The sequence below is a fragment of the Bradyrhizobium barranii subsp. barranii genome, assembly GCF_017565645.3.
Classification (GTDB): Bacteria; Pseudomonadota; Alphaproteobacteria; order Rhizobiales; family Xanthobacteraceae; genus Bradyrhizobium; species Bradyrhizobium barranii.
In genome coordinates this window covers 483,238-506,626 of sequence record NZ_CP086136.1, presented here as the reverse complement: position 1 = coordinate 506,626, position 23,389 = coordinate 483,238, and the positions used below count along the sequence as shown (strand labels likewise).

The window sequence follows — 23,389 nt, the reverse complement described above, 5'->3', positions numbered from 1 at the left end:
TTCGGCTCCCTGTACAAGACTGTCCCGCCGGCGGCGGTGCGGCGCATCTCGACCAACTCGATCGACGATTGGGCCTGGATGCTCTACGTGGGAGCCGCGGCCCCCTATGGCGTGCCGACGGGCGCGCAGCATTAGGGCTGCGCCGGCGCGAAACCGGCCGCATTCGTGATGGACTCGCCCCCCTTCGGGACCGCCGCGACGGTCGCGCGCGAGCGGGTGGCCTCCTGGACCGGCCCGATCGTCAGACCGGCCGGGGCGCAGGCGAGAACGGGTCTCTCCGGCTTCCGTCGGGATCGGCGGACTGAACGGCCAGCGAGAGCGAGCCGTCGTTCCGGAAGCGGGCGATGCACTCCCCCTTGAGCTCGCCGAACTCGAGCCGGTAGGGAGACATCACGAGTTCGGTGCAGGCGAGCAGCCGGTCCATTATCGGCCCCGACCGGCACGGTCGTGGCACCGGCCCCCATTTCGCGATACGCCGCTCCACGGCCGCAAGGTCGCGCCTCCGGTCCTCGAAGTCCATCGTGCCGACGATGCCCTCCTCGCCGACCCCCTCCACGACGACCTGCAGGCCTAGGCGCAGCTCCTGGTTGACGACTTCGAGGACGAAGTCGACGAAGTCCCTGAGTATGGAGACTCTGATGCGCCGGAGCACCTCCTCGTCCGCATCCGGCCTGAATGCCGATATGGCCGCGCGGAAATCGTCTTCCCATTTCCAGCCGGCGAATCCTCGGAATTTCATCAGCGTCTCGGTCGGTCCCTTCATTCGTCCCTCTCCTATTGGCCCCCTGACGGGGCGCATATCCCGGCGATCTCGCGCAATTCGTCCTGTTCGCACCAGCGCGCCTGCTTATCTCTGCCGCCCGAGCGGCGCCCGTACGTCCACGCGGCCGAGACCATGCGGCGCACGCCGAAGGTCAGCGATACGAAGCGCTGCGGGAATTCCACGTAGAACCTGAAGTAGATCTCCGCGTCCGGCCGTCCGAACCGATCGAGGTTCAGCCGATAGGCCTTCTCGCGATCGAAGAACCCCAGGACACGTTCCAGTGCCTCGATGGCGTTGTCTTCCGGTCGAATTCCGATCTCGAACTCCGGGTCTACCCATCCATAGCGACCGTTCCATCGATAACCGTGAGAGGCCGGTTCGAGCTCCCGCATCCACTCGACCGTCCTGACGCTGTCATGCACCGCCTCCGAGCCCATAAGGGCGCAGATCAAGGTCGCGGCGTCCCGGCGCGACATCGTCGGCGCATTGCGGCCGCGTCCGCCGGCGGTGACGAGCGGCTTTCCGTCCAACGACCCCTTGGCCTCGCGGAGGTTTTTGATGTGCTGCGCAGTCGAGGTCAGGGGCTTGCCTAGGGCCAAGGCGACCCCCTCCGCGAGCTGACGAGAATTAACCATTCCGACAATCCGTTTGACTCCACAGAATTTAATTCTGTAGAGAAGAAGGCGAAGAGGGTCAACCGGTTAGCGACCCCCGGGCCACAGGAGGAGCGGAATGGCGGACGACGCGGCCAGATCGAATGCGGCAAGGAAGAAGCTGTACGCCGTACAAGGCTTTCGGCGGGAAGCCGCGCAACGGCTCAATCTCGACCCCAAGATGGTCAAGGATGCGATCGATGCTCTGGTCGTCGCCGGCATCGTCCCCTGCACGCTCGCGGCAAATGCCGAAGCCCTCGCCATGGACGGGGTTTGGATGCTGCTCGGCATCGGGAGCCGGGTCCGCCCCGATGCGATCGCGCTCCAGAGCGCGCGGTTCGCGTCGATGACGCTTCAGATCGACGCCGACCACCCGCGGTCCGCGAAGGGCGGGTCGCGAAGCGCCACGTTCGAGAACGAGCTGACCGCGCTCTTCCGGGAGATATGGAGCCCGGCCCACGAAGCCGCCTTCCCGCCCGTCCTGGGCGTCGGCCTCCACTGGAGCGACGGCCAGGGCACCCTCCTGTTCGGCACGATCGACCGCTGGGAACGAGGCAAGCCGCGGCACCGGAAGATCTTCGCGTCGGAGCCGCTGCGTCTTCCGCAGGCACCGGGAGGCGAATGGGATTTCGTCCATATCGACGAATCCTTCCGCCTGCCGGCGGTGGGCGGCATCGCGTTCTCGCCGCTGCCGCTGATCGGCTTCATCGAACTCCTGGCGGAAGGCGCCGAGGGGACGGCCGCGAGCGTGCGATGAGGGCGCGTCCGGGCAGCGCCTACGCGTCTGACTACAACGGCACCATCGTCACTAACACCCAACCAACAGGAGCATCCGATGAAGTTCAGCGAATTCAAGACCGGTCCCGCACGCAGCGTCCTCGCGGGGCTGGGGAGGGACTGGGTCGCCATCCTCGATGAGGCCAATTCTTTCGAAGAGCTGCGGCGCGAGATCGTCTTTCACAACGACGCCGACGTCGGCCGCTTCGGTGCCGCGGTCCGTCGCTACGCGGGCAAGTGCTCCAGCGGAGAATACAGGCTGCTGCTCGCAATCTGCGCCCTCGCCGACTTCGGCCACGTCGCCGACGAGCTCGCCGCCGGGCGCGCTTGGCAGGACATCACCCGCGGCTGCGACCTCCGCTTCCGGGCGGCGATCGCCGCGTGCGTCGAGGCGGCGCCCTAGGCCCCTGCAGCGCCCAAAGTCTCAAGGACTGGAGAAGCGATCATGAAGAAGACCTTGATCGACATCGTCCGCGCAACGGAGATGCGCGGAGCCACGGCGCTCATCGAGACAGCGCGCGGATCGCCGAAGCTGAAGGATTGCTACTTGGTCTGCGCGCTGCCGGGCACCGATACCAAGGTCCAACTGACGGCAATCTTGGTAGGCCCCGACAACACGGTCTCGGACGAGGCGTTCGACTACCACTGTGTTTCGGCATGGAATAAGGACCCCGTATTCGGGGTAATCGGCATCCAATCGGGACCCCGGGACAAGGGTCCACAGTGGCTTCCATCAAGTCATGGAAGCCGAGGTTGGGATGCTGGTGGTGGAGACGATTGCGAAGATCCGTCGCGCTTATTTTGTTCATGGTCAGCCGATCAAGGCGATCTGCCGGGAGCTTGGCGTATCGCGCAAGGTGGTCCGCAAGGTCATCCGCTCGGAGGCGACGGAGTTCCGGTACGAGCGAGAGACGCAGCCGCTTCCGAAGATGGGCCCGTGGAGTGCCGAGCTTGACCGGTTGCTGGCGGCGAACGAGAGCAAGACGACGCGCGAACGGCTGACGCTGATTCGCTTGTTCGAAGAGCTTCGCGGCCTCGGATATGCCGGCGGCTACGACGCGGTTCGTCGCTATGCGCGGCGGTGGAGCCGAGAGCGTGGCGCCTCGACGACCTCAGCTTATGTGCCGTTGAGCTTTGCGCCCGGCGAAGCCTACCAGTTTGATTGGAGCCACGAAGTCGTCCTGTTGAGCGGAACCACGGTGGTCGTGAAGGCGGCGCATGTCCGGCTTTGCCACAGTCGGATGCTGTTTGTTCGGGCCTATCCGCGCGAGACGCAGGAGATGGTGTTTGACGCCCACGACCGGGCGTTCGCACTGTTCAAGGGGACTTGCCGGCGCGGCATCTACGACAACATGAAGACGGCGGTGGAGACGATCTTTGTCGGCAAAGGCCGCCTCTACAATCAGCGCTTCCTGCAGATGTGTAGCCATTATCTGGTCGATCCGGTTGCCTGCACGCCAGCGTCGGGCTGGGAGAAGGGACAGGTCGAGAACCAGGTCGGGTTGGTCCGCGAACGCTTTTTCACCCCGCGACTGCGCTTCAAGACATTGGACGAGCTGAACGCCTGGTTGCTCGATAAATGTATCGCCTACGCCAAGGCGCATCGGCATCCAGAGTTCGCCGACCGGACTGTCTGGGAGATCTTCGAGGCCGAGCGACCCAATCTCGTGCCTTATGCAGGTCGGTTCGATGGCTTCCATGCCGTCCCGGCCTCGGTCTCCAAGACCTGCCTGGTGCGCTTCGACAACAACAAGTACTCGGTTGCGGCAAGCGCGGTCGGGCGGCCCATTGAGGTCCAGGCTTATGCGGACCGCATCGTGATCCGCCAGGACGGCCGGGTCGTTGCCGAACATCCGCGATCATTCGGTCGCGGCGAGACGGTCTACGACCCTTGGCACTATGTGCCCGTGCTTGTGCGCAAGCCCGGTGCCTTGCGTAATGGCGCTCCCTTCAAGGACTGGGTGCTGCCCGCAGCGATTGAGCGTGTACGGCGCAAACTCGCCGGTGCCGACGATGGCAATCGACAGATGGTCGATATCCTCAATGCGGTGCTGACAGACGGATTGCCCGCGGTGGAAGCCGCCTGCGCCGAGGCGGTCGCTCATGGCGTTCATTCCGCCGATGTCGTGCTCAACATCCTGGCTCGTCAACGTGAACCTGCCCCACCGGCCAACATCATGACGCCGGCCGCCTTGACGCTTCGCCATGCGCCGATCGCCGATTGTGCCCGCTACGACAACCTCCGGAGGACAAACTGATGGAACGAACCCAAATCTTCGATCTCATGGGCGAGCTTAAGCTCTACGGCATGAAGGCCGCCTTCGACGAGATCATGGCGACCGCCGTCAAACGCCAGCACGAACCCCAGCGCATCGTCGGCGATCTGCTCTCCGCCGAGATCAACGAGAAGCAGGCCCGCTCGATCAAATACCAGCTCACCATCGCCAAGTTGCCGCTTGCAAAGGACATCGCAGACTTCCAGTTCGACGCCACGCCGATCAACCAGACGCTTGTCAATGATCTCGCCGGCGGCGGCTTCATCGCCCAGCAACGCAACGTCGTCCTGGTCGGTGGAACGGGCACCGGCAAGACCCATCTGGCCATCGCTATCGCGCGAAGCTGCATCCGATCCGGCGCCCGTGGCCGCTTCTATAACGTGGTCGACCTCGTCAACCGCCTCGAGACCGAGACCCGCAACGGGCGACAGGGCCGGCTTGCCGAGCACCTAACCCGCATGGACTTCATTGTCCTGGACGAGCTCGGATATTTGCCCTTTGCCCAGTCCGGCGGTCAGCTTCTCTTCCACCTCGTCAGCCGGCTTTATGAGCGCGCCTCCGTCCTCGTCACCACCAATCTGGCATTCGGCGAGTGGCCGAGCGTGTTCGGCGATGCCAAGATGACGACCGCGCTGCTCGACCGGCTGACTCATCACTGCGACATCGTCGAGACCGGTAACGACAGCTGGCGCTTTAAAAGCCGCGACGACGATCAAACAACCCGCGCTCGCGCCGTCTCCGCAACCCCGGCCAGCTCCGACGCCGCGAGCGCTACCATCAAGACTCGCCGATCAAAGGGGTCCCCTTTGGACGCCGATCGGGGGTCCCAGTCCAACGCCGATTGACAGAGGACCTTGCCGCATCTCGTCCCTCGGAGCCTGACCTTCCTGTCTCCGCTCCCGATCTGATCGACGCTGACCCTAACGAGGCGGTGACACTCAAGCAGGCGGCTCAGGAGCTCTCGCATGCTCGTGGAGACATTTCCAGGTTCGTCGAGGGCGCCAGTCTTTCCAATATTCAGGATAAGGTCGACAAGGCCCGCCTTGCAGAGCTGAAGAACAACCCCAGTGCAGCGCAGGAACTCGGGTTAAACGATCAGGACGTTACTGCGGCCGCGCAATCTGAAACGAAACGAGCAATTGCTGACGATCTCGCCAAGGAAGCAAAGGCCGAGCCGGCCACCCCGGCAGTTGATGGCCTCGATCCCGAAGTCGAGAAGGCGCTGAAGCATCCCCAGGTCCGGCAGGCGATCGAGGAGGAGCTGGGCCGGGCTGATGTCGCCAAGCAGCAGTATGCGACGGCGCTCAACACTGCGCACCAGTATGCGCAGGCGAGCCTCCTGGATCATTTCCCAGAGCTGGCGGACTTCCCGGTTGATCAGTGGGCGGAGGGCATCGCAATCCTGCATCAATCCGACCCGCAGCGTGTGCAGCGGGCCATGGGCGTGCTCCAGCGGGTTGATCATCTCCAGCAGGCGCAGGCGCAATGGCAGCACCATCAGGCGGCGGAGCAGCGGCAAAGGGTCGAATCCTGGGCCAAGAATGAGGGCGCCCGGTATGACGCGTGGGCCGCGAAAGAGGGCATCAAGCCCTCAGAGATAGCGCGGGCCGCGGAGGAGTACCTGGGCGATCTGGGCGTCGACAGGGACTCGCTGACACGGCTGACGAACGACAACCCGATCCTTCGTTCGTCCGAATTTCAGCGCATGCTGACCGATGCCGCTCGATATCGGATGGTCATGGGAGCACACGCCAAGGCAAGCGCGAAGGCCGTTCCTCCAGTTATACGGCCTGGCGTCGCAAGCAGCCCACCACGAAGCGGCGACCATTCCGGACAGATCGCGGAACTCCAGAAGCAACTGGATACGGCAACGGGCAACAAGGCCATGCGCATTGCCGCGAAGATCACAGGCCTTCGACGCGCAGCAGGAGCAAGGTGAGATGAACGGGAAGGACTTTCTGGATCAGGTGGACTGGTTCACCGACAAGTTTGGCGGCAAGCAGCAAACCGACGACGAGATCATCGATCGGTTTGCGCTGAACGGCGCGGAAAATCGTATCGCTATGCTGCACCAGATCGAGGGCGAAGAGTTGGAGGACATCTCCACGCCAAACGAGATCCGGAAGGCCGCGCGCCGTATGAAGCTGGTCCGGCAGATGAACGAAACACATAGCGCGCTGCTCAAGGCAGGTCGATGAGAAACCCCGTGCTTGAAGCCCTGCTCAACGCCAAGGTGGCCGACGTTGTCGAGCCCCCGCGGTCCTGGGGCAAGGAAGAAAAGCAACGCTTTCTGCAACTCCCTCGGGACTTGCAGCTCTACTTCGCGAAGCGGGAGCAGCAGCGAGACGACACAGTGCGCCGGGCGCAAAACGAAGCGGCTCAAGCCCGGCGGGAAATGAAAGAACTCCAAGCGAAACTGGCGGCCTCGGAAGAGAGGCTTGCAAAGATTGAGGAAAAGAATGCCGAAACAAGAGACGTTGCCGCCTGAAGAGCGGATCAAGGCAATCTGCGATGAAGCGAATGCGATCGTGGATGCGAAGGCGACCGAGTTGAAGAAAGAGTTTGAAGGACTCCCGTATGTGTCGCTGCGCCGCGACCTCGAGAATAAGGCGCCGGGCTGTGCGTGCCGGCAGGCGCTCGCGATCCTGCGGGAGGGAAAATGACCGCACCCATTGGTGGCCTGCTCAGCGGATTGACCGATCCGAAATTCATGGCGGAGATTGCGGAACGCCAGCGCATTGCTGCGCACGTTGCGGCCCAGATGGGGGTGACGGTGGAGGAGGCGAGAGCGGCATTGCGTGCTTTCGAGGCCGAAACCTCCAGCGATGGCCATACACAGCATTGATATGACGCACTGGACGGACTCGATCAGCGGGGTGCTGGATCATGCCGAACGGCTTGACGGCGACCTCGAGTATTTCGCCGAGCACTATCTGAAGATCCGCCCCAAGGCCGGCGGCGTCGTCCCGTTCAAATTCAACCCGGTGCAGCGAAAGCTGCACGCGATCATCGAGGAGCAGCGCGCCAAGACTGGCATGGTCCGCATCGTGGTGCTGAAGGCCCGGCAGGAAGGCGTGAGTACCTACGTTGCCGGCCGCTACTATCACAAGACCATCAAGAAGCCGGGCTTCCTGACTGCGATCGTGGCCCATGAAAAGCCGGCGGTCCGCAACCTTTTCGGCCTGGTCAAGCGCATGCATGACCTGATGCCGGATGACATGCGACCGGTGACTGGCGCCTCGAATGCCGAAGAGCTGAAGTTCAGCAACATAGACAGCGGCTATCTGGTTTCCGTTGCGACTGAGGACGGCGCTGGCCGATCATCGACGGCCCAGGCTCTGCACGCCTCCGAGGCTGCCTTTTGGGTGAACCTGAAGGAGCAGTTGGCGGCGCTGATGGAGACGGTGCCCGACCTTCCCGACACCGAGATCATTGTCGAGACGACCGGCAACCAGTTCGGTGATGAGTTTCATCAGTTCTGGTGCAAGGCCCTTGCCGGCGAGAACAGCTTCCTCGCGGTATTCCTGCCGTGGTCGGAAGATCCGACCTATCGCAAGGCGCTGCCCGACGACTTCGAGATGAGCACCGAGGAAAAGCAGCTTGCGGAGTTGCACAAGCTCGACGCCGAGCAGATCTATTGGCGCCGCTGCAAGATCGCGGACAAGGGCGACATCAACTATTTCAAGCGGGAGTATCCGCTGACGCCTGACGAGGCCTTCCTCGCCTCCAGCTTCGACAGCTTCATACCGCATGAACTGGTGCTGCGGGCCCGCAAGAGCGACCACAAGGGTACGGGGCCGCTGATTGTTGGCGTCGATCCCGCCCGGTTCGGCGCCGACAGCACGGCCATTGCCTGGCGTCGTGGCAGCAGTATCGAGAAGATCGAAAAGCGCCATGGCCTCGACACCATGCAGGTCGCGGGCTGGGTGGCCCAGATCATGCGGGACGACAAGCCGGCCAAGGTGAATATCGACGTGGGCGGGCTCGGCGCCGGCATCTATGACCGTTTAGTGGAGCAAGGCTACGGCGGTTCGTTCGGCAGCGGCTTGCTCAATGCGGTCAACTTCGGCTCAAAGCCCGTCGAGCCTCCCCCATTGGACGACAGCGGCAAGCCCTCGGGCGGCCCCGCCAACCGCCGCGCTGAGATGTGGTCTCATCTGAAGACCGCGCTGGAGGGGGCCAACTTCTCATTGCCGGACAGCGACAGCTTGCAGACGGACATCTGCGGTCCCGGCTTTCGCTACATGTCAGACGGCCGGCTCGTGCTCGAGAGCAAGGACGACATGAAGAAGCGGGGCATGCCGAGCCCCGACGAGGGCGACGCGGTAGCGCTGTGCTTCAGCGAGCCCGGCGGGGCGCCTGTGGTCGCCAACAGCAACTTCAATCGGCCGATCGTGTACCGGGACATGGGGATAGTCTGATGGCACGCTGCGCGGCGGCTAGGGCGAGTTCAATCGGCGGCTGCGATTCAGCCGTACCAACGGCTTAGACGCTCAGCGCCTTCCCTATGGCCGCAGCAAGCGAATCCCTGCTATCCGCGGTTCCATCAAACTGGAGAGAGGGAGCTACGGATTAAGCGCTTGAAATCGCTTAGGTAACGTTGATTTTCCGAGGGATGGTAACGGTGATTTTGCGCATAATCTTCATGGCGGGCTCCTTCATGTAGGTCTTTTACTTTGTACTGAACTTGGGGTCAATTCGGAGACCATTCAATAAGTATTGCTACCCCGGGGAGGGTCCATCCGGGCAGATTTGCCGAGCAGGATTGCCTGTGGAACTGTTCGATTCGAACCGCTCGGCCCTCCTTTTGGTATAGCTCAGCAGACGCTACCGGCGGCTTAACGATCCAATCTGGAAGTTCCAGGGCGAAGTTTGAAAGAACTCCCTTAGTGGGGTGTCGCACTGCAAGTGCGTAGCATCTATCCTCGCTGGATATTAGTGAACGTTCGTAAATGAAAACGGGGGTGCGGTTCTGTGATATTTTGCACTCTTTGCTCGCCTCATACCTCAGCCAAACGCCGTCGAATTCTACCATAATACCGTCGGCCTCAAGCTTAAAAGCCCCGCCGGTTGGAACGGAGGCCGGCTTGTTCGCCAGCCACCAGTCCTTGAAGTCCACAACAACGTCGTTGCCGAACCGAACCCTAAACTCCATTCGGTCCAAAGCTTCAAAAACGTCGGCATTGACCTGAGATGATCCTTCTAGGCGAAACGGCAACTTTCCCGTCTTCGACGGGCAGACGACCGTGTAATTTCGGTTTTCCTGCCACTCGAAGTGGCCGGGGACGTTGCATGCGCGGATCGTGACTGACGACGTGAAACCTTCCCATGTTTGAGAATTTGCTGACGCCCAGCGATCCAGCATGTCATCGAGGGAAAAACTGACAAAACTATCAGCCTCCAAGTTGTGATCGCCATAGTAGTTCACCAGAGCTGACTGGGCGACAGAACGGATTTGTGGCGGCTCGCCCTTGCCGCTTTCCACCCAGACCTTCACCGATTCGAAGGTCATCCCAACCAAGCTGGAAGTGAACTCGGTCAAGCTGGACTTGAAAATGCCTCCAGTTTCAGCGAGCCCCGAGTTCAAGTCACTTCGAACTCCCGCCAACCCCTTTTCCATTTCTCCCTGTAGATTGTTGAGCCAAACATATTCCAGGACGTCGGAAATGACGACGTACACCAAGCCTGCAACTGCCACGAGGTACGCGATCTTATCGAAGCTACCTACGGCCTTATCAAGCAAATCTTGCCACCAAGATTTGCTTGCAGCGGAGGCGAAGGGTTGCGAGATCGTGCTGTGAAGAACCCAAAAAATCAGCGCAAAGATGAAGTAGCCCCGCGCCCGCCACGCAGCAGAAAACGGCTTTACTACACTCGTCCCTACAGCCATGGCGCCCCCCATTAAACAATAGAAATACTGGCAATATACGCCATTATCAGACTGTCGCGTTGGTTGAGTCAATCGGCAGTGCAAAACAAAGGCCGCCCACGCGCAATCCATCCTGCAGCCCCGACTCAGGCGCGCCCTTCCACAGCGATCAACTCGATCCGCGCTTCTTTCGCGCTCGCAGCGTCGCGATGTCGTTGAAGATTAGGGTTGCGACCAAGGCGAGGCCGACGCCGGCAATGCTCGGCAAATATGGATTCGGCGTCCAATGCCAACGGATGTTGGACGCGACGACGGCGAACACGATCGTGCTCTGAAGCAGATACCAACGCATGGCGTTAGATCCTCACCTCTCATGCGGGCTCTAAACGGGAAACTTGGTCGCGATTGCCGCGATTATCAACATCGCCAACAGCGTCGCCCCAAACCAAAGCCACTGCGAACGCCAGTCGTCCGGCTCTAACTCGTTCATTTCCCCTTCGCCCTCAGCCCGATCTCGATCAGCCGGCGGATTGCTTCCGGCCGGCCCGGTAAATCTTCCTCCTGCCGGCGCCAGTCATCGATCAACTTTGCCATATCGGGCTGAACGCGGACCCCGACAAGATGACCTGTCACGGGCGCCCGCCTCTTTGGTGTTTTCGTGTTAACGCGACTTGATTTGCTCATGTCTTCATGATAACACGAAAACAAGCCGAGGGGAAGTTGCTGCTTCCACCCCGGCTCTAACCCCAACCACGAAGGGTAATCCAATGATCGAGGCTGATAGCGTGCATAGCACGCCACCCCTAAACGCGTCTGTAGGTCTGCTGAGCGGACTGGCAATCCAACAGCGGGAGCGCGTAAGGGCCCGCAGTGACCTCGCCAGACTCAGGAAAGAGGCATCGGCTGAGATCACCCGGCTGATCGCCTTCCTGGATGCCTCCGACCCCTACGCCATGACCGAGCTGCTCGAAGACGAATGCGGGGACGAGGGCGCACAGTGTGAGGATGAGGGCGCCGAGCACGACGGCCGGGAGCCTGACGTTGACGACGAACCCTCGCTCGGCAGTTGCGACCCCTCGATGGGGAACGGCGATCAAACCCGTTGGGCTGCCGGCAACCGGCGAGACCTCGAGCTAGACCACGCCGAGAGCGGCATCGGCGACCTCGACGGCTTGCTCGAGCAGGTCGGAACGCGGGACTGGCAGCAAGGGGTGATGGCATGATGGACGCCAACGACATTGACAATGCGCTTCACGAAATCAGGCAGATGGTTCTGGTTGCGATTGGCGCGCATGAAAGTCTGCTCGGTGATCCTGATCCTGAGGTTTTCAGCATGCCGCGACGTGATGCGGAAATGCTCTCATTCAGCATCTTTGATGTCCTAAAACGGGTTGAAGATCTGAAGGAAAAGCTGACCGAGCCAGCAAGGCCGCAAGCGAAGATTGTCCTGATCGGGGGCAACGAGTGCGCCTGATCCGGCTCTGCATTGGCAGGCTGTGCCTCAAGCTCAGCTTGTGCCTCGCGATCGCTGGGAAGAAGGTCTCTGGCATCTGACAGCAAAAGGCCCGCCGGTTCACTGGCGGGCCTAGCACTCCCGGCGCTCCAATCCGCAATTGGATCGGCAGCCGGGAGCATTGGGGGCTGGAAAGCGAGCCGTGCCACGTTCGATCTCTAACGACAATGGGTAAAACAGCGGACTCCGGTAGTCGTACGGATGCATTTTCGGAACGGGGTGTTCTACTGTGAGAACACCGGCGCGATTTAAGCATCAAACAATTTTTAGTTGTCCGGGAATGCCGCAGTGTGGGTGTGTGTGTGTGTGTGTGTTGGAACCACGCTGCGGCTTTTCCCATGAGCTAATTCGCTTTGTGGGTGCGCTGGTCAATTTTGCCCAGATTCGGCCCGCGATAGGTGTTAACAAACACCTATCGCCGCGCGGCCCCTGGCTTTCATCGGTGATGAGAACGCCATTAGCGCTCCCGCCTCCTCTAGATAGGAGCAGCGCCATGCGTCGCCATTCCACGCAAACCAAATCGCTTGAAGGACGTCTCGCCGAAGAGGCGAAGCGCCTGCATGAACAAGCCGAATTGCTTCCGCATGGCAATCTGCGCGAAGCCGTCGAAAGGAAAGCACGGCAGGCTGAAACCGCCTCGCACATCAGCGAGTGGCTGAGATCACCCGGATTACAGCCGCCGGTATGACACCAACCGCACTTGATGAGCTTATCGAGATACAGGCGGACCTTGCTGAGCTTCGCAAGCTTGCATGTGTGTTCCCTCCCGAAACGGAGAAGGTCTTGCAACTGTTCGCGGACCTAATGGAGAGGCGCGCTCGCGAGATCGACAAAATGATTTGAGGCCGCCTCAGTTGGCGGTGTCTTTCATTGCTTCAGCTTGCGCCGCCCCGGCCCTTGGTCATGTCGCGTTTCGGTACCCCATGATTGCGAGCTGTGGGTTACCTCGGTCGAAGTCTGGCCGAACCTCGGCGCCGCGATTGCCGCAACCCCAGCAAACGAACCGCGGCTCGAGATCGGATAGCCTCACAGTGTCAGGCCAGCGGTCGGCGTCCAGGGCGACGTGATGGCCACAATGGCAATAGATCAAGACGCCGCGCACACCCATCTCTCGCATCTCGCCGAAGGTGATCTTGAGCGGCCGGCCATCTGCGTGCGTTGATGTGCGGCGTTTAGGACGAGGCATGCCGCCATCGAAACGCGGCTAAGGCGAGAGTCAAATTATCGATTCCTAGCGGCGCGGAACGAGCGCGAACTACTGCCGGTCGTGGGTATGGAGAACTGCCCGTCCCTACCCGGTCAGCCCATTCCAAATCTGCTCAAGCTCCGCGGCCTCGCGACGCAGGCGCCGAGAGCGCATTGTACGTTCAACTGTGCGCTGAATGACGACAATCAATCTAACTAGCTGATTTTGCTGATGTTTTGGCGGAGAGGGAGGGATTCGAACCCCCGATAGGCTTGCACCTATGCCGCATTTCGAGTGCGGTGCATTCAACCACTCTGCCACCTCTCCTGAAGGCGCCAAGTAAGGAGCAGAGCCCCTGTGGTTGGGGGCGTTAATAGGCGAGGATGGCGGGCCAGACAAGGCGCGAAAGGGGAAAATCCGCTGCCTCTTTCAGCCCCTGCCCTGGAGCCGTCTCCGGTCCGATGAATTGGAGCGGGGCCGAGATTCTTGTTTTGATGCGTTTTCTTGAGGCGAACCGGGGTCCGCTTCGCTCAAAAGCGCGCTCACCGCCGGGAGGAACTGCCGTGGAGCATCTCACGATCAAGGCCAATGGTGCCGATTTCCACCTGGTCCGCGCTGGCAGCGGCAAACCGCTGCTTTTGCTGCATGGTTGGCCGGAATTCTGGCTGATCTGGGAGCCGGTCATGGCGCGGCTTTCGGACCGATTCATGCTGATCGCGCCCGATCTGCGCGGCTTTGGCGACAGCGACAAGCCTGACGGGCCTTATGGGCCGGACGGCCATGCGGCCGACATGCTGGCGCTGATGGAGGGGCTCGGCATCGACCAATTCGGGATGGTCGGCCATGATGTCGGCGGCGCCGTGATGCAGCCTTTGGCCCGGCTGGCGCCCGAGCGACTCAGCGGGCTCTTCTTCTTCGACTTCGTCTATCCCGGCATCGGGCCGCGCATGGCGGCGCCTGATAGGCTCAACCACATCTGGTATCAATCCTTCCATCAGATGGAGATGGCGTCCGCGCTGGTCGGTGCGAGCCGCGAGAGCTGCCGGCTCTATATCAGCCACTTCCTGAAGGGCTGGGCGCATCGGAAGAACGCCTTCGACGATGTTCTCGACGTCTTCGCCGACAATTTCTTCAGAGAAGGCAATCTCGCCGGTGGCTTTGCGCATTATCGCGCCTCGCATGCCGGGCGGGTCGCGATGATGAAGGGCGAAGCCCCGCAGCTGGCACCGATCAATGTGCCGACCTGCGTGCGCTGGGCCGAGCACGATCCGCTGTTTCCCTATGCCTGGACCGATCGTCTCGGCGAGACGTTTGGCGATCTCGATCTCGCGATGTTTCCGGGCGTCGGCCACTTCCCGCATCGGGAAGATCCGGATCGCGCGGCCGCGGAGATCGCGGCGTTCTTTCAGCGCATTGGCTGGAGCTGAAGACAGGGGTGGGACCGCCAGACGCGGTAAACACTGGCGGTCCCGTGCCGCTCATTGAAATACTGGCTGGGAAGGGCGGCTTCGCCGGCCAGGGTGAGGCGACGATTCGACCGTAGCGAGTGTCCTGTGCGCCGCAACGCAATCCGGTCCTTAACCTAACCAGTCAAGGTTACTCCTTGTCCGCCTTACTCTTTTTCTTGCCGTTCTCAGTAGAATCCCGGTCTTTTCCGTTGCCGTTGTCCTTGCGGCGGTTGGTGAAGCGGGCGTTGCCGAGCCCGGTGCCGATGGTGAGCACGCCCCAGCGGTCGACGTCCTGCATGAACGGCACCTCGGAGAGGCCCTGAACCACGCCGTCATTGTGCATCAGGATCGCGGTGTCGTGCTCGCCGATCTCGGGGATGCCCTCGATCAGGCTCGCCGGCAGGTTGAACTTGCTGCTCTCCCAATTGCCCGGAAGGTTCTGCGCGCCCTTCTCGATCGAGCCATCCGCGTTGATCACGCCGGGACAGGCGATGCCGATGAAGGGCGCGAGCTTGTAGCCGTCTTTCTCGGCCTCGGTGATCAGCCCCTTCAGCATCTTGATGAGCCGCTTCACCGCGCCCTCGCGGGTCGGCTCGTCGTCGGCATGACGCCACAGCTCTGACTTCACGACCTTGGCCTTCGAGAGGTCCTTGGCCTTCTTCCAGCCGGTCTCGACCAGGCCACAGCGGATGTTGGTGCCGCCGATGTCGACGGCGAGGATGCTGTCATGGGCCTCGAAGATCCATGATGGCGCCAGATGCAGCGCGCCGATCAGGCCTGCTTCATCGGGATGGGCGCGGATCGGCACCATGTCGATCTTGAAATCCTCGGCCTTGAGGATGATCCCGGTGCGCGCGATCGCAAGCTCGCCGAGCCGTGAATCGCGGAAGCCGCCGCCGACGACGATGCGCTCGGTCTTGGCCCAGGCCTTGCTCTTGAGGAAGCGACGGGTGACGTAAGCGAGCTCCTGGGCAAAGTCCTCGATGGCGCTATGCACCACGGCCCAGGCCTCGGTGTCATCGCCGATCAGGATGGCGTCCAGCGTCTTCTTGCTGATCTCATCAGATGGCTCCTTGCCGAACGGGTCCTCGCCGGACTTGCGCAGCGGCTTGCGCCAGCGCTCGAGGATTTCGCGGAACGCGCCCTTGCTGGCGCGGTCGCCGAGGAAACCGTCCTCGTCCTTCATCTCGATGTTGAAGCTGTCGATGTCTACCGACGGCAGCCGCGCCGCGCCGTGGGCGGCGATGCCCGTCGTCGTCTTGACCAGTTCGTCCGTTGCCATGAAAGCCCTGCCCGGTTAGCTGTTCCGGCCGGGACAACGGCGCGGGAACCCGGAAGTTGCAAACCGGCGGCAGATTCGCCGAAAGGCCGGGACGGATGCCAAATCCTTCAAATCCGGGCCGTTTCCGGTGGTTTTCCTTGACTTGCGGCGTCCGGCGGCTATAAGTCCCGCAACCGGCGCGGGGCGTTTCTCGCGCTGTTTGTTTTTGCGCGGGTTTTCAAAGGGATAACTCCCGCCCGCACAAAACGCGCATAAACCCATAGCGACTGACAAAAAGCCGGCCCGGACGATTCTCGTCGCGAGGCCGGGATTTGAACACGGAGAAAAAACGATGTTCGCAGTCATCAAAACCGGCGGCAAGCAATACCGCGTCGTGCCGGATGATGTTCTCGAAGTAGGCAAGATCGAAGGCGAAGTCGGCTCGATCATACAGCTGAATGAAGTGCTGGTGCTCGGCGGTGACACGCCGGTCCTGGGCGTCCCGACGGTCGCAGGCGCGTCCGTTGCGGTCGAGGTGCTCGACCACAAGCGCGGGCCGAAGGTCATCGCGTTCAAGAAGCGCCGCCGCAAGAATTCGCGCCGCAAGCGCGGCTATCGCGACGAGATCACGGTCCTCCGTATCTCCGAGATCCTGACGGACGGCGCCAAGCCCACCAAGGGCCCGCGTCCGAAGCGGGAGAAGGTCGCCAAGGAAGCGACCACCGAAGAAGCCGCCGCATAATTTGATCACGCGCAATCACGAATTGATGCGTGAGAAATTGTGAAATGATTCCGTCAAGGAATTGATCTAGAAATACGCAGGATTTTGGAGACGAGCCATGGCTCACAAAAAAGCAGGCGGTTCATCGCGCAACGGTCGCGATTCGAAGGGCAAGCGCCTCGGCATCAAGGCGTTCGGCGGCGAAGTCGTGATTCCCGGCAACATCATTGCGCGTCAGCGCGGCACCACCTGGCATCCCGGCCTTAATGTCGGCATGGGCACGGACCACACTCTGTTCGCCAAGATCGAGGGTCGCGTCACGTTCCAAGCCAAAGCCAACGGCCGCACATTCGTATCGGTACTCCCGATCGCCGAGGCGGCTGAATAGACGGTGGACCAAATTTGGAGTCCGCCGGGTCCTTGACCGAACCGGCGGAGTCCACAAGACGGCTCCAGGGGAGGCAGGGAAACCGGCCTCCCCTTTCGTTTGACTTGCTCACTTTTCACTTAGTGACTTTGACGGAGCCGGACATGTTGCAGGATTTCTCGGGCGTGACCTTGCGGGAGGCGAGACCGAGCGTCGTCGCCACCGAGCGGCTGACGTTGCGGCGCCCGACTCTCGCCGACGTCAGGACCATCGCCCACCTCGCCAACGACCGCCGTGTCGCGGAAAACACCCGTCGCCTTCCACACCCCTATTCGCAAGACGACGCCGTCGAATTCGTCCGTGCCACGGCCGCGCTCGGCAGCGAGACCGTGTTCCTGATCGAGCACGACACCGGGCCGGTCGGCATGGTCGGCGTCGACCGCTCCACGCCCGACAATGCCGAACTCGGCTACTGGCTCGGCGTCGAGCATTGGGGCCAGGGCTTTGCGACCGAAGCGGCGCGCGGCGCGATCGATTTCTTCTTCGAGGAGTTCGAGGACGATCATCTCTATGCCGGTGCGCGCGTCACCAATCCGGCCTCGCGCAACGTGCTGGAGAAGTGCGGCTTCCAGTGGAGCGGCGTCCAGCTGCATCGCTTCCTCGCGCTGGGCTCGTCCACGCCGGTCGATTGCTTCCGCCTGTCACGCGGCGTGTGGTCGTCGCTGAAGAACTGGAGCAGTGCGAGACGCATGAGGTAGCGCGCAGTTGCTTACCCTCCCCTCCAGGGGAGGGTAAGAGCTACGCTGGCGGATTCACCTCGTTGCTCGGGCGGCCGAGATCGCGCTCCCGCAAGTAGATGTAGAACCCGGCGCCGATGATGATGGCGGCGCCGATGATGGTGGCAATCGACGGCACGTCGCCGAACACGACGAAGCCGAAGATCACGGCCCAGACGATCATCGAATATTGATAGGGCACCACGACGCTCGCCGGTGCCAGCTTGAGCGAGCGGTTGACGCAGAACAGCGCCGTCACCGAGACGCAACCCGCCAGCGCGAAGATCGCGAGGCTACCCGGTGTCGGCGGCACCCAGTGGAATGCCGACAGCACCGCACCCAGCGAGAACGTGCCGATGAATTGCGACGACGCCATCACGATGTCGGGCGTCTTGCGCAGGCTGCGCGTGATCAGCATCAGCGTCGCAAACGACAGGCTGCCGCCGAGCGCGATCAGCGCCGGCAGGCTGACCGTCTGCGCCGACGGCCGCAACGCGATCAGCACGCCGCAGAAGCCGATCAGGATCGCTGTCCAGCGCCGCCAGCCGACCTTCTCGCCCAGAAAGATCGCCGACATCGCGGTGACGAAGATCGGGCCGGCGAGATAATAGGTGATGACGTCGGCGAGCGGCAGATAGACCGTCGCGAGGAAGAAAGCGGCCACTTCCAGCGTCGACAGCACGACGCGGAACAGCTGGAGCCATGGCCGCTCCAGATGCAGAAACTGGTGACGCTGCCGCCAGACCAGCGGCGACAGCAGTAGTAGCGCCGCGCAGGCGCGCAGGAACAAGAGCTGCCCCACCGAATAGGTCCCGACGAGGAACTTGCCCATGGCGTCGCCGAACGAGAACATGAAGATCGACAGCACCATCAGCGCAATGCCGGCCAGGCGTGCGGAGCGGTCGTCATAGGCGGAGAGATTCTTGAAGAAGGGCATTGGCGCCGTTTTAATCACGTGGGCGCGCCGGACAAGCCCGCATCTGCTGATTGAACGGATTGTCGCACTCTTCGCGGCGCGATAGCGATAGATGCCTCCCCAACTAGAGAGCATGGACATGACCGACTTCGACCCGACCCGGCATCGCATGATCCCCGCGCAACGCTGGTTTGAGGATTTCGTGGTCGGCGAGCGCTTCGTGCTGCCGAGCCGCACCCAGACCTCGGCGGTGTTCGCCGCCTTCCAGACCGCGAGCGGCGACACCCATCCCGTGCATTACGACGTGGAATATTGCCGCAGCCGCGGCATGCCGCACCTGCTCGCCCACGGCTTCCAGACCTTGATCCACACGGCGCCCGGCGCAGGCCTGTTTCCGTTCATGGTCGAGGACTCCCTGGTCGGCTTCCTCGAGCAATCGAGCCGGTTCCTCAAACCGGTGTTCGCCGACGACACCATCTATCCGGCGCTCGAGGTCACGGAGCTGGTGCCGGGTCGCACGACCGGCGCGGTGACGCTCAAAAGCACCGTATTCAACCAGCGCAAGGAGCTGGTGCTGGAGGGGACGCAGAAATTCCTGATCCGGAGACGGCCTGCAGGTTAAGCACGGGGCCAAATTCGCGGAAATTCGGCCGATTCAGGGATAAGTCCGGGTTGCCGCGCGGGACCGCCTGCCCTACCTATGGCCCATGAAATTCCTCGACGAAGCAAAGGTCTATATCCGCTCCGGTGACGGCGGGAACGGCTGCGTGGCGTTCCGCCGCGAGAAGTTCATCGAATTCGGCGGTCCTTCCGGCGGCAATGGCGGCCGCGGCGGCAATGTGGTTATCGAGGTCGCCGACGGCCTCAACACGCTGATCGACTACCGCTACCAGCAGCATTTCAAGGCCCAGAAGGGCGAGAACGGCTCGGGCTCGGACCGCCATGGCGCCAACGGCAAGGCGATCGTGCTGAAGGTCCCCGTGGGCACGCAGATCTTCGACGAGGATCGCGAGACCCTGATCCACGACTTCACTGATGTCGGCGAGAAGTTCGTGCTGGCCGAGGGCGGCAATGGCGGCTTCGGCAACGCGCATTTCAAATCGTCGACCAATCGCGCGCCGCGCAACGCCAATCCCGGCCAGCCCGGCGAGGAGCGCTGGATCTGGCTGCGGCTGAAACTGATCGCGGATGCCGGCCTGGTCGGCCTGCCCAATGCCGGCAAATCGACCTTCCTCTCCAAGGTCAGCGCGGCGAAGCCGAAGATCGCCGATTATCCCTTCACCACGCTGCATCCGCAGCTCGGCGTCGTGAATTCCGACGGCCGCGAATTCGTGCTGGCGGACATTCCCGGTCTGATCGAAGGCGCGCATGAAGGCGCCGGCCTCGGCGACCGCTTCCTCGGCCATGTCGAGCGCTGCCGCGTGTTGCTGCATCTCGTCGATGCGACCTGCGAGCACGCAGGCAAGGCGTATAAGACGGTTCGCACGGAGCTCAATGCCTATGGCGGCCTGCTCACCGACAAGATCGAGATCGTCGCGCTGAACAAGATCGACGCGGTCGGGCCGGACGAGTTGAAGAAGCAGAAGGACCGCTTGAAGCGCGCCGCCAAAAAGACACCGCTGCTGCTCTCCGGCATCACCGGCGACGGCGTGAAGGAAGCGTTGCGCGCGCTTGTCGAAGTGATCGGCGAGGCCCCGGTATCGGCCAAGGCGAAGAGCGCGGCCGAAGCGGAGCCGTGGTCGGCTTGAACTCTCTCCCCGCCGTCGTCCCCGCGAAAGCGGGGACCCATACCGCGTGATCTTTCGATTGCGGACGGTTGTAGTACCGAACAACGAGCCTTCGCAAAACTACGTCTTGGGGTTATGGGACCCTGCTTTCGCAGGGACGACAGCGGAGTGCGCGGCCGCGGGTACGCGCATCGCGGCTTGTCTTCGCTGGCGCGATAGCGCAGCATTAAAAGATCAAGAAACGGCAGGGGCGAAGCATGGCGCGCGCGAAGAACGTTCTCTGGATCATGTGCGACCAGCTTCGCTACGACTATCTCGGCTGCACCGGCCATCCCACACTGAAGACGCCCAACATCGACGCCATGGCCAAGCGCGGCGTGCTGTTCAGCAAGGCGTATGTGCAGTCGCCGATCTGCGGCCCGTCGCGGATGTCGTTCTACACCGGACGCTACATGCGCTCGCACGGCTCGCACTGGAACGGCTGGCCGCTGCGCGTCGGCGAGCCCACGCTCGGCGACCACCTCAAAAAGATCGGCGTGCGCAACGTGCTGGTCGGCAAGACCCACATGGCGCCCGATCTCGAGGGCATGAAGGCGCTCGGCATCCCGCCGGAATCGATGATCGGCGTGCACGTCGCCGAATGCGGGTTCGAGCCTTATGAGCGTGACGACGGCCTGCATCCGACCGGACGGCCGCGCCCGAAATACGATGAGTACCTGCGCGGCCAGGGATTCGAGGCGACCAATCCCTGGGAGCATTGGGCGAATTCAGGCGCAGCGGACGACGGCTCGTTGCAGAACGGCTGGCTGCTGGTGCATGCCGACAAGGCCGCGCGCGTGCCGGACGAACACTCTGAGACGCCCTACATGACGCGGCGCGCGATGGACTTCATCAGCGAGGCCGAGACCGACGGCAGGCCGTGGTGCCTGCATCTGTCCTACATCAAGCCGCACTGGCCCTATATCGCGCCCGAGCCCTATGCGAGCATGTATTCGACCGATGACATGATCCCGGTGATCCGCTCCGAGCGCGAACGCCAGAATCCGCATCCGGTGTTCGGCGCCTATATGGACATGCGCTACTCCCGCAACATGGCGCGCGACGAGGCCCGCGAGAAGGTGATCCCGACCTATATGGGCCTGATCACCCAGATCGACGACCAGATGGGCGTGCTGATGAAGTTTTTGGAGGCGCGCGGCCTGCTGGACACCACCATGATCGTGTTCACCTCCGATCATGGCGACTATCTCGGCGATCACTGGATGGGCGAGAAGGATCTGTTCCACGAACAGTCGGCGAAAATTCCGCTGATCGTCATCGATCCCTCCAGCGAAGCCGACGCCACGCGTGGCACGCGCAGCGACGCGCTGGTGGAAGGCATCGATCTCGCGCCGACCTTCGTCGATTATTTCGGCGGCAAGGTGCCGGGCCACATCCTCGAAGGACGCTCGCTGCTGCCGCTGCTGCGCGGCGAGAGGCCGTCCGACTGGCGCAAGGTCGCATTCTCTGAATACGACTACGCCATGCAGGATGTGCGGCTGAAGCTGAACCAGCCGATCGAACGCTGCCGCCTATTCATGGTGTTCGACGGCCGCTGGAAATACATCCACGCCTCCGGCTTCCGTCCGATGCTGTACGATCTCGAAACCGATCCGAAAGAGTTTCTGGATCGCGGCGACGATCCGGAGTGTGCCGGCATCATCGCGCGCCTTCAGGCCGAGCTGTTCGACTGGGCCCTACATCCCAACGACCACATCACCACGCCGCGCGAGAAGATTGCGAACTATGCCGACAACCAGCTCCAGGTGAAGGGCGGCATTTTGATCGGCGTCTGGGACGAAGCCGAGCTCGCGTCGATCAAGGACGGCATCGCGCAGCGCGCGAAGATGTAATCCTCATGGTGAGGAGGCGCGACAGCGCCGTCTCGAACCATGAAGGCCCCCGCTCGCAGCCGGGCCTTTCATCCTTCGAGACGCGCGCGAGAGCGCGCTCCTCAGGATGAGGGGATAGAGTTGGACGCTAGGCCTAATTCTCGATCTTGTACCCCGTCGCCTTCACGATCGGCTGCCAGAACGCCGTGTTGGCGGCGAGCTCCTTGGTCAGGCCATCCGCGGTGCTGCCGACCGGGATCAGCCCGATCGCGGTGAGCTTTTCCTTCACCTCGGGCTTGGCGAGCGCGGCACTCGCGGCGGCGCCGAGCTTGCCGGCGAAGTCCGGCGGGCTGCCGGCGGGAAGCCACATGCCGTACCAGGCATCCGCGACGAGATCGATGCCGCTCTCCTTCAGCGCCGGGACCTCGGGTGCGAACGGCGAACGTTCCGCGCTCGCGACCGCGATGATCTTCACGCCCTTGGCGCGGTGCTGCGGCAGCGCATCGGCCAATGTCACGATGCCGAACGACAGATGGCCGCCGATGAGATCGTTGAGGATAGGCGCGCTCCCGCGATAGGGCACGCGGGTCAAGGGAATGCCGAGATCCTTCTCGAGCTTGGAGCCCACGAAATGCGGAATGGTGCCGTTGCTCGGCACCCCGAACGTCGTCTTGTCCGGATGCGCCTTCAGCCACGCCACGAATGACTTGAAATCGGCAGCGTCAATCGCCGGGCCGATCACGACTGCGAATTCGAACCGCGCCAACAGCGACACCGGCATGAAATCCTTCGCCGTGTCGAAGCTCGGCGTCGTCTCCACCATCGGCAGCAGGTACATGGTGGGGCCCGTCGTCACCAGCACCATGCTGCCGTCGGCACTCGCGCCCTTCACCGCCTTGATGCCGATCAGGCCGTCGCCGCCGGTACGGTTCTCGACCACGATGGTCCGCTGCAGCGCCGGCGCCATCTCCTGCGCGATCAGCCGGCACAGCGTGTCGCCGCCCGCTCCCGCCGCGAACGGGAAGATCATCTTTGTCAGCCCGGCCTGCGCTTGCGATCCGCCTGCCTGCGCCAACAGCGGCAACCCGAGACATCCGGCGATGAAGTTGCGGCGATCCATCGGTTTCCTCTTTCAGCCCATTATGGTTGGCGACAATTAGAGCCAGGCGAGCTTCCCGGACAAGCGCCGTTTACCATTTTAGCCGCCTTGCGCCGGCCATCGTCCTGCTGCAAAAGCAGGCCTTAACCGGCGCCGCTTATTTGCT

Annotated in this window: 26 protein-coding genes, 1 tRNA gene and 1 pseudogene; 20 read left to right on the top strand and 8 right to left on the bottom strand. The window is 62.3% G+C overall.

All coding sequences use genetic code 11. The annotated features are described in order from the left end of the window. Positions 1-241: 241 nt before the first annotated feature. Together J4G43_RS02400 and J4G43_RS02395 are read right to left on the bottom strand one after the other, a co-directional pair. The gene (locus tag J4G43_RS02400; protein ID WP_208083952.1) at positions 242-763 is read right to left on the bottom strand and encodes a hypothetical protein; all 522 of its coding nucleotides are present in this window, start codon (positions 761-763) and stop codon (positions 242-244) included. A gap of 11 nt (positions 764-774) precedes the next feature. Beyond that, positions 775-1,398, bottom strand: coding sequence for a hypothetical protein (locus tag J4G43_RS02395; protein ID WP_049831730.1), 624 nt, complete (start codon positions 1,396-1,398; stop codon positions 775-777). Between the two features lie 97 nt (positions 1,399-1,495). Here J4G43_RS02395 and J4G43_RS02390 point away from each other — a divergent pair, with 97 nt between their 5' ends. The 10 genes and pseudogenes from J4G43_RS02390 (at position 1,496) to J4G43_RS02345 (ending at position 8,890) form a co-directional block, all read left to right on the top strand. Then, positions 1,496-2,173, top strand: a complete 678-nt coding sequence (locus J4G43_RS02390; protein ID WP_028149973.1) for a hypothetical protein — start codon at positions 1,496-1,498, stop codon at positions 2,171-2,173. A 78-nt stretch (positions 2,174-2,251) separates the two neighbouring features. Next, on the top strand, positions 2,252-2,596 hold the full coding sequence (locus J4G43_RS02385; RefSeq protein ID WP_028149974.1) for a hypothetical protein: 345 nt from the start codon (positions 2,252-2,254) through the stop codon (positions 2,594-2,596). Between the two features lie 355 nt (positions 2,597-2,951). Further along, positions 2,952-4,491 (top strand): annotated as a pseudogene (istA, locus tag J4G43_RS02380) (IS21 family transposase). Then, positions 4,451-5,314, top strand: coding sequence for an IS21-like element helper ATPase IstB (istB, locus tag J4G43_RS02375; protein ID WP_208083951.1), 864 nt, complete (start codon positions 4,451-4,453; stop codon positions 5,312-5,314). The pseudogene istA and the gene istB overlap by 41 nt, the downstream one beginning before the upstream one ends. Positions 5,315-5,400: 86 nt before the next feature. After that, positions 5,401-6,408, top strand: a complete 1,008-nt coding sequence (locus J4G43_RS02370) for a hypothetical protein (RefSeq protein WP_208083950.1) — start codon at positions 5,401-5,403, stop codon at positions 6,406-6,408. A gap of 1 nt (position 6,409) precedes the next feature. After that, on the top strand, positions 6,410-6,667 hold the full coding sequence (locus J4G43_RS02365; protein WP_208083949.1) for a hypothetical protein: 258 nt from the start codon (positions 6,410-6,412) through the stop codon (positions 6,665-6,667). An 8-nt stretch (positions 6,668-6,675) separates the two neighbouring features. Continuing rightward, positions 6,676-6,957 carry a hypothetical protein gene (locus J4G43_RS02360; protein ID WP_129557419.1) on the top strand — a complete coding sequence of 94 codons (282 nt, stop codon included), beginning with the start codon at positions 6,676-6,678 and terminating at the stop codon, positions 6,955-6,957. Continuing rightward, positions 6,929-7,132, top strand: coding sequence for a hypothetical protein (locus J4G43_RS02355; protein WP_129557418.1), 204 nt, complete (start codon positions 6,929-6,931; stop codon positions 7,130-7,132). The genes J4G43_RS02360 and J4G43_RS02355 overlap by 29 nt, the downstream gene beginning before the upstream one ends. Further along, positions 7,129-7,314 carry a hypothetical protein gene (locus J4G43_RS02350; protein ID WP_129557417.1) on the top strand — a complete coding sequence of 62 codons (186 nt, stop codon included), beginning with the start codon at positions 7,129-7,131 and terminating at the stop codon, positions 7,312-7,314. The genes J4G43_RS02355 and J4G43_RS02350 overlap by 4 nt, the downstream gene beginning before the upstream one ends. Continuing rightward, positions 7,295-8,890 carry a terminase large subunit gene (locus J4G43_RS02345; RefSeq protein ID WP_208083948.1) on the top strand — a complete coding sequence of 532 codons (1,596 nt, stop codon included), beginning with the start codon at positions 7,295-7,297 and terminating at the stop codon, positions 8,888-8,890. The genes J4G43_RS02350 and J4G43_RS02345 overlap by 20 nt, the downstream gene beginning before the upstream one ends. A 272-nt stretch (positions 8,891-9,162) precedes the next feature. Here the strand turns inward: J4G43_RS02345 and J4G43_RS02340 are convergent, their stop codons facing one another. Together J4G43_RS02340 and J4G43_RS02335 are read right to left on the bottom strand one after the other, a co-directional pair. Beyond that, on the bottom strand, positions 9,163-10,359 hold the full coding sequence (locus J4G43_RS02340; protein WP_208083947.1) for a hypothetical protein: 1,197 nt from the start codon (positions 10,357-10,359) through the stop codon (positions 9,163-9,165). Between the two features lie 148 nt (positions 10,360-10,507). Further along, positions 10,508-10,690 (bottom strand): hypothetical protein, encoded by a 183-nt coding sequence (locus J4G43_RS02335; protein WP_208083946.1) that lies wholly within the window; start codon positions 10,688-10,690, stop codon positions 10,508-10,510. Between the two features lie 415 nt (positions 10,691-11,105). Between J4G43_RS02335 and J4G43_RS02330 the strand changes: the two genes are divergently transcribed. The 3 genes from J4G43_RS02330 to J4G43_RS02320 all read left to right on the top strand — a co-directional run bounded on the left by J4G43_RS02330 (position 11,106) and on the right by J4G43_RS02320 (position 12,539). Continuing rightward, complete coding sequence (locus J4G43_RS02330) at positions 11,106-11,561, top strand: hypothetical protein (RefSeq protein ID WP_208083945.1); 456 nt, start codon at positions 11,106-11,108, stop codon at positions 11,559-11,561. Beyond that, positions 11,558-11,812 carry a hypothetical protein gene (locus tag J4G43_RS02325; RefSeq protein ID WP_208083944.1) on the top strand — a complete coding sequence of 85 codons (255 nt, stop codon included), beginning with the start codon at positions 11,558-11,560 and terminating at the stop codon, positions 11,810-11,812. Before J4G43_RS02330 ends, J4G43_RS02325 begins: the two co-directional genes overlap by 4 nt. Before the next feature lie 532 nt (positions 11,813-12,344). Further along, the gene (locus J4G43_RS02320; RefSeq protein ID WP_080586571.1) at positions 12,345-12,539 is read left to right on the top strand and encodes a hypothetical protein; all 195 of its coding nucleotides are present in this window, start codon (positions 12,345-12,347) and stop codon (positions 12,537-12,539) included. A gap of 735 nt (positions 12,540-13,274) precedes the next feature. Here J4G43_RS02320 and J4G43_RS02310 read toward each other — a convergent pair. Then, positions 13,275-13,364 (bottom strand) — tRNA-Ser (locus J4G43_RS02310). Between the two features lie 236 nt (positions 13,365-13,600). On the opposite strand from J4G43_RS02310, the gene J4G43_RS02305 reads away from it, so the two are divergent. Continuing rightward, on the top strand, positions 13,601-14,464 hold the full coding sequence (locus tag J4G43_RS02305) for an alpha/beta fold hydrolase (RefSeq protein ID WP_208083943.1): 864 nt from the start codon (positions 13,601-13,603) through the stop codon (positions 14,462-14,464). Positions 14,465-14,633: 169 nt separating this feature from the next. On the opposite strand, the gene J4G43_RS02300 is transcribed toward J4G43_RS02305, so the two are convergent. Next, entirely contained in the window at positions 14,634-15,767 is a 1,134-nt protein-coding gene (locus J4G43_RS02300) for an ROK family protein (protein WP_208083942.1), read from the bottom strand. A gap of 331 nt (positions 15,768-16,098) precedes the next feature. On the opposite strand from J4G43_RS02300, the gene rplU reads away from it, so the two are divergent. The 3 genes from rplU (at position 16,099) to J4G43_RS02285 (ending at position 17,592) form a co-directional block, all read left to right on the top strand. Next, positions 16,099-16,488, top strand: a complete 390-nt coding sequence (gene rplU / locus J4G43_RS02295; RefSeq protein ID WP_063980440.1) for a 50S ribosomal protein L21 — start codon at positions 16,099-16,101, stop codon at positions 16,486-16,488. 97 nt (positions 16,489-16,585) lie between these two features. After that, on the top strand, positions 16,586-16,855 hold the full coding sequence (rpmA, locus tag J4G43_RS02290) for a 50S ribosomal protein L27 (RefSeq protein ID WP_011083253.1): 270 nt from the start codon (positions 16,586-16,588) through the stop codon (positions 16,853-16,855). Between the two features lie 143 nt (positions 16,856-16,998). Beyond that, the gene (locus tag J4G43_RS02285; RefSeq protein WP_208083941.1) at positions 16,999-17,592 is read left to right on the top strand and encodes a GNAT family N-acetyltransferase; all 594 of its coding nucleotides are present in this window, start codon (positions 16,999-17,001) and stop codon (positions 17,590-17,592) included. A 40-nt stretch (positions 17,593-17,632) separates the two neighbouring features. Here J4G43_RS02285 and J4G43_RS02280 read toward each other — a convergent pair whose 3' ends face one another. Further along, entirely contained in the window at positions 17,633-18,547 is a 915-nt protein-coding gene (locus J4G43_RS02280; RefSeq protein WP_028149984.1) for a DMT family transporter, read from the bottom strand. A 118-nt stretch (positions 18,548-18,665) separates the two neighbouring features. Between J4G43_RS02280 and J4G43_RS02275 the strand changes: the two genes are divergently transcribed. The 3 genes from J4G43_RS02275 (at position 18,666) to J4G43_RS02265 (ending at position 22,145) form a co-directional block, all read left to right on the top strand. Beyond that, positions 18,666-19,148, top strand: coding sequence for a MaoC family dehydratase (locus J4G43_RS02275; protein WP_208083940.1), 483 nt, complete (start codon positions 18,666-18,668; stop codon positions 19,146-19,148). A gap of 85 nt (positions 19,149-19,233) precedes the next feature. Then, positions 19,234-20,274 carry a GTPase ObgE gene (obgE, locus tag J4G43_RS02270; protein WP_208083939.1) on the top strand — a complete coding sequence of 347 codons (1,041 nt, stop codon included), beginning with the start codon at positions 19,234-19,236 and terminating at the stop codon, positions 20,272-20,274. Between the two features lie 236 nt (positions 20,275-20,510). After that, on the top strand, positions 20,511-22,145 hold the full coding sequence (locus tag J4G43_RS02265) for an alkaline phosphatase family protein (protein WP_208083938.1): 1,635 nt from the start codon (positions 20,511-20,513) through the stop codon (positions 22,143-22,145). Between the two features lie 133 nt (positions 22,146-22,278). Here J4G43_RS02265 and J4G43_RS02260 read toward each other — a convergent pair whose 3' ends face one another. Beyond that, entirely contained in the window at positions 22,279-23,244 is a 966-nt protein-coding gene (locus J4G43_RS02260) for a Bug family tripartite tricarboxylate transporter substrate binding protein (RefSeq protein WP_208083937.1), read from the bottom strand. Between the last annotated feature and the right edge of the window lie 145 nt (positions 23,245-23,389).

What these genes read in the sequence shown, in the direction of transcription:
- J4G43_RS02400 (WP_208083952.1), bottom strand. Translation starts at nt 763, where the DNA reads ATGAAGGGACCGACCGAGACGCTGATGAAATTCCGAGGATTCGCCGGC.
- J4G43_RS02395 (WP_049831730.1), bottom strand. Translation starts at nt 1,398, where the DNA reads ATGGTTAATTCTCGTCAGCTCGCGGAGGGGGTCGCCTTGGCCCTAGGC.
- J4G43_RS02390 (WP_028149973.1), top strand. Translation starts at nt 1,496, where the DNA reads ATGGCGGACGACGCGGCCAGATCGAATGCGGCAAGGAAGAAGCTGTAC.
- J4G43_RS02385 (WP_028149974.1), top strand. Translation starts at nt 2,252, where the DNA reads ATGAAGTTCAGCGAATTCAAGACCGGTCCCGCACGCAGCGTCCTCGCG.
- istB (WP_208083951.1), top strand. Translation starts at nt 4,451, where the DNA reads ATGGAACGAACCCAAATCTTCGATCTCATGGGCGAGCTTAAGCTCTAC.
- J4G43_RS02365 (WP_208083949.1), top strand. Translation starts at nt 6,410, where the DNA reads ATGAACGGGAAGGACTTTCTGGATCAGGTGGACTGGTTCACCGACAAG.
- J4G43_RS02355 (WP_129557418.1), top strand. Translation starts at nt 6,929, where the DNA reads ATGCCGAAACAAGAGACGTTGCCGCCTGAAGAGCGGATCAAGGCAATC.
- J4G43_RS02350 (WP_129557417.1), top strand. Translation starts at nt 7,129, where the DNA reads ATGACCGCACCCATTGGTGGCCTGCTCAGCGGATTGACCGATCCGAAA.
- J4G43_RS02345 (WP_208083948.1), top strand. Translation starts at nt 7,295, where the DNA reads ATGGCCATACACAGCATTGATATGACGCACTGGACGGACTCGATCAGC.
- J4G43_RS02340 (WP_208083947.1), bottom strand. Translation starts at nt 10,359, where the DNA reads ATGGCTGTAGGGACGAGTGTAGTAAAGCCGTTTTCTGCTGCGTGGCGG.
- J4G43_RS02335 (WP_208083946.1), bottom strand. Translation starts at nt 10,690, where the DNA reads ATGCGTTGGTATCTGCTTCAGAGCACGATCGTGTTCGCCGTCGTCGCG.
- J4G43_RS02330 (WP_208083945.1), top strand. Translation starts at nt 11,106, where the DNA reads ATGATCGAGGCTGATAGCGTGCATAGCACGCCACCCCTAAACGCGTCT.
- J4G43_RS02325 (WP_208083944.1), top strand. Translation starts at nt 11,558, where the DNA reads ATGATGGACGCCAACGACATTGACAATGCGCTTCACGAAATCAGGCAG.
- J4G43_RS02320 (WP_080586571.1), top strand. Translation starts at nt 12,345, where the DNA reads ATGCGTCGCCATTCCACGCAAACCAAATCGCTTGAAGGACGTCTCGCC.
- J4G43_RS02300 (WP_208083942.1), bottom strand. Translation starts at nt 15,767, where the DNA reads ATGGCAACGGACGAACTGGTCAAGACGACGACGGGCATCGCCGCCCAC.
- rplU (WP_063980440.1), top strand. Translation starts at nt 16,099, where the DNA reads ATGTTCGCAGTCATCAAAACCGGCGGCAAGCAATACCGCGTCGTGCCG.
- rpmA (WP_011083253.1), top strand. Translation starts at nt 16,586, where the DNA reads ATGGCTCACAAAAAAGCAGGCGGTTCATCGCGCAACGGTCGCGATTCG.
- J4G43_RS02285 (WP_208083941.1), top strand. Translation starts at nt 16,999, where the DNA reads ATGTTGCAGGATTTCTCGGGCGTGACCTTGCGGGAGGCGAGACCGAGC.
- J4G43_RS02280 (WP_028149984.1), bottom strand. Translation starts at nt 18,547, where the DNA reads ATGCCCTTCTTCAAGAATCTCTCCGCCTATGACGACCGCTCCGCACGC.
- J4G43_RS02275 (WP_208083940.1), top strand. Translation starts at nt 18,666, where the DNA reads ATGACCGACTTCGACCCGACCCGGCATCGCATGATCCCCGCGCAACGC.
- obgE (WP_208083939.1), top strand. Translation starts at nt 19,234, where the DNA reads ATGAAATTCCTCGACGAAGCAAAGGTCTATATCCGCTCCGGTGACGGC.
- J4G43_RS02265 (WP_208083938.1), top strand. Translation starts at nt 20,511, where the DNA reads ATGGCGCGCGCGAAGAACGTTCTCTGGATCATGTGCGACCAGCTTCGC.
- J4G43_RS02260 (WP_208083937.1), bottom strand. Translation starts at nt 23,244, where the DNA reads ATGGATCGCCGCAACTTCATCGCCGGATGTCTCGGGTTGCCGCTGTTG.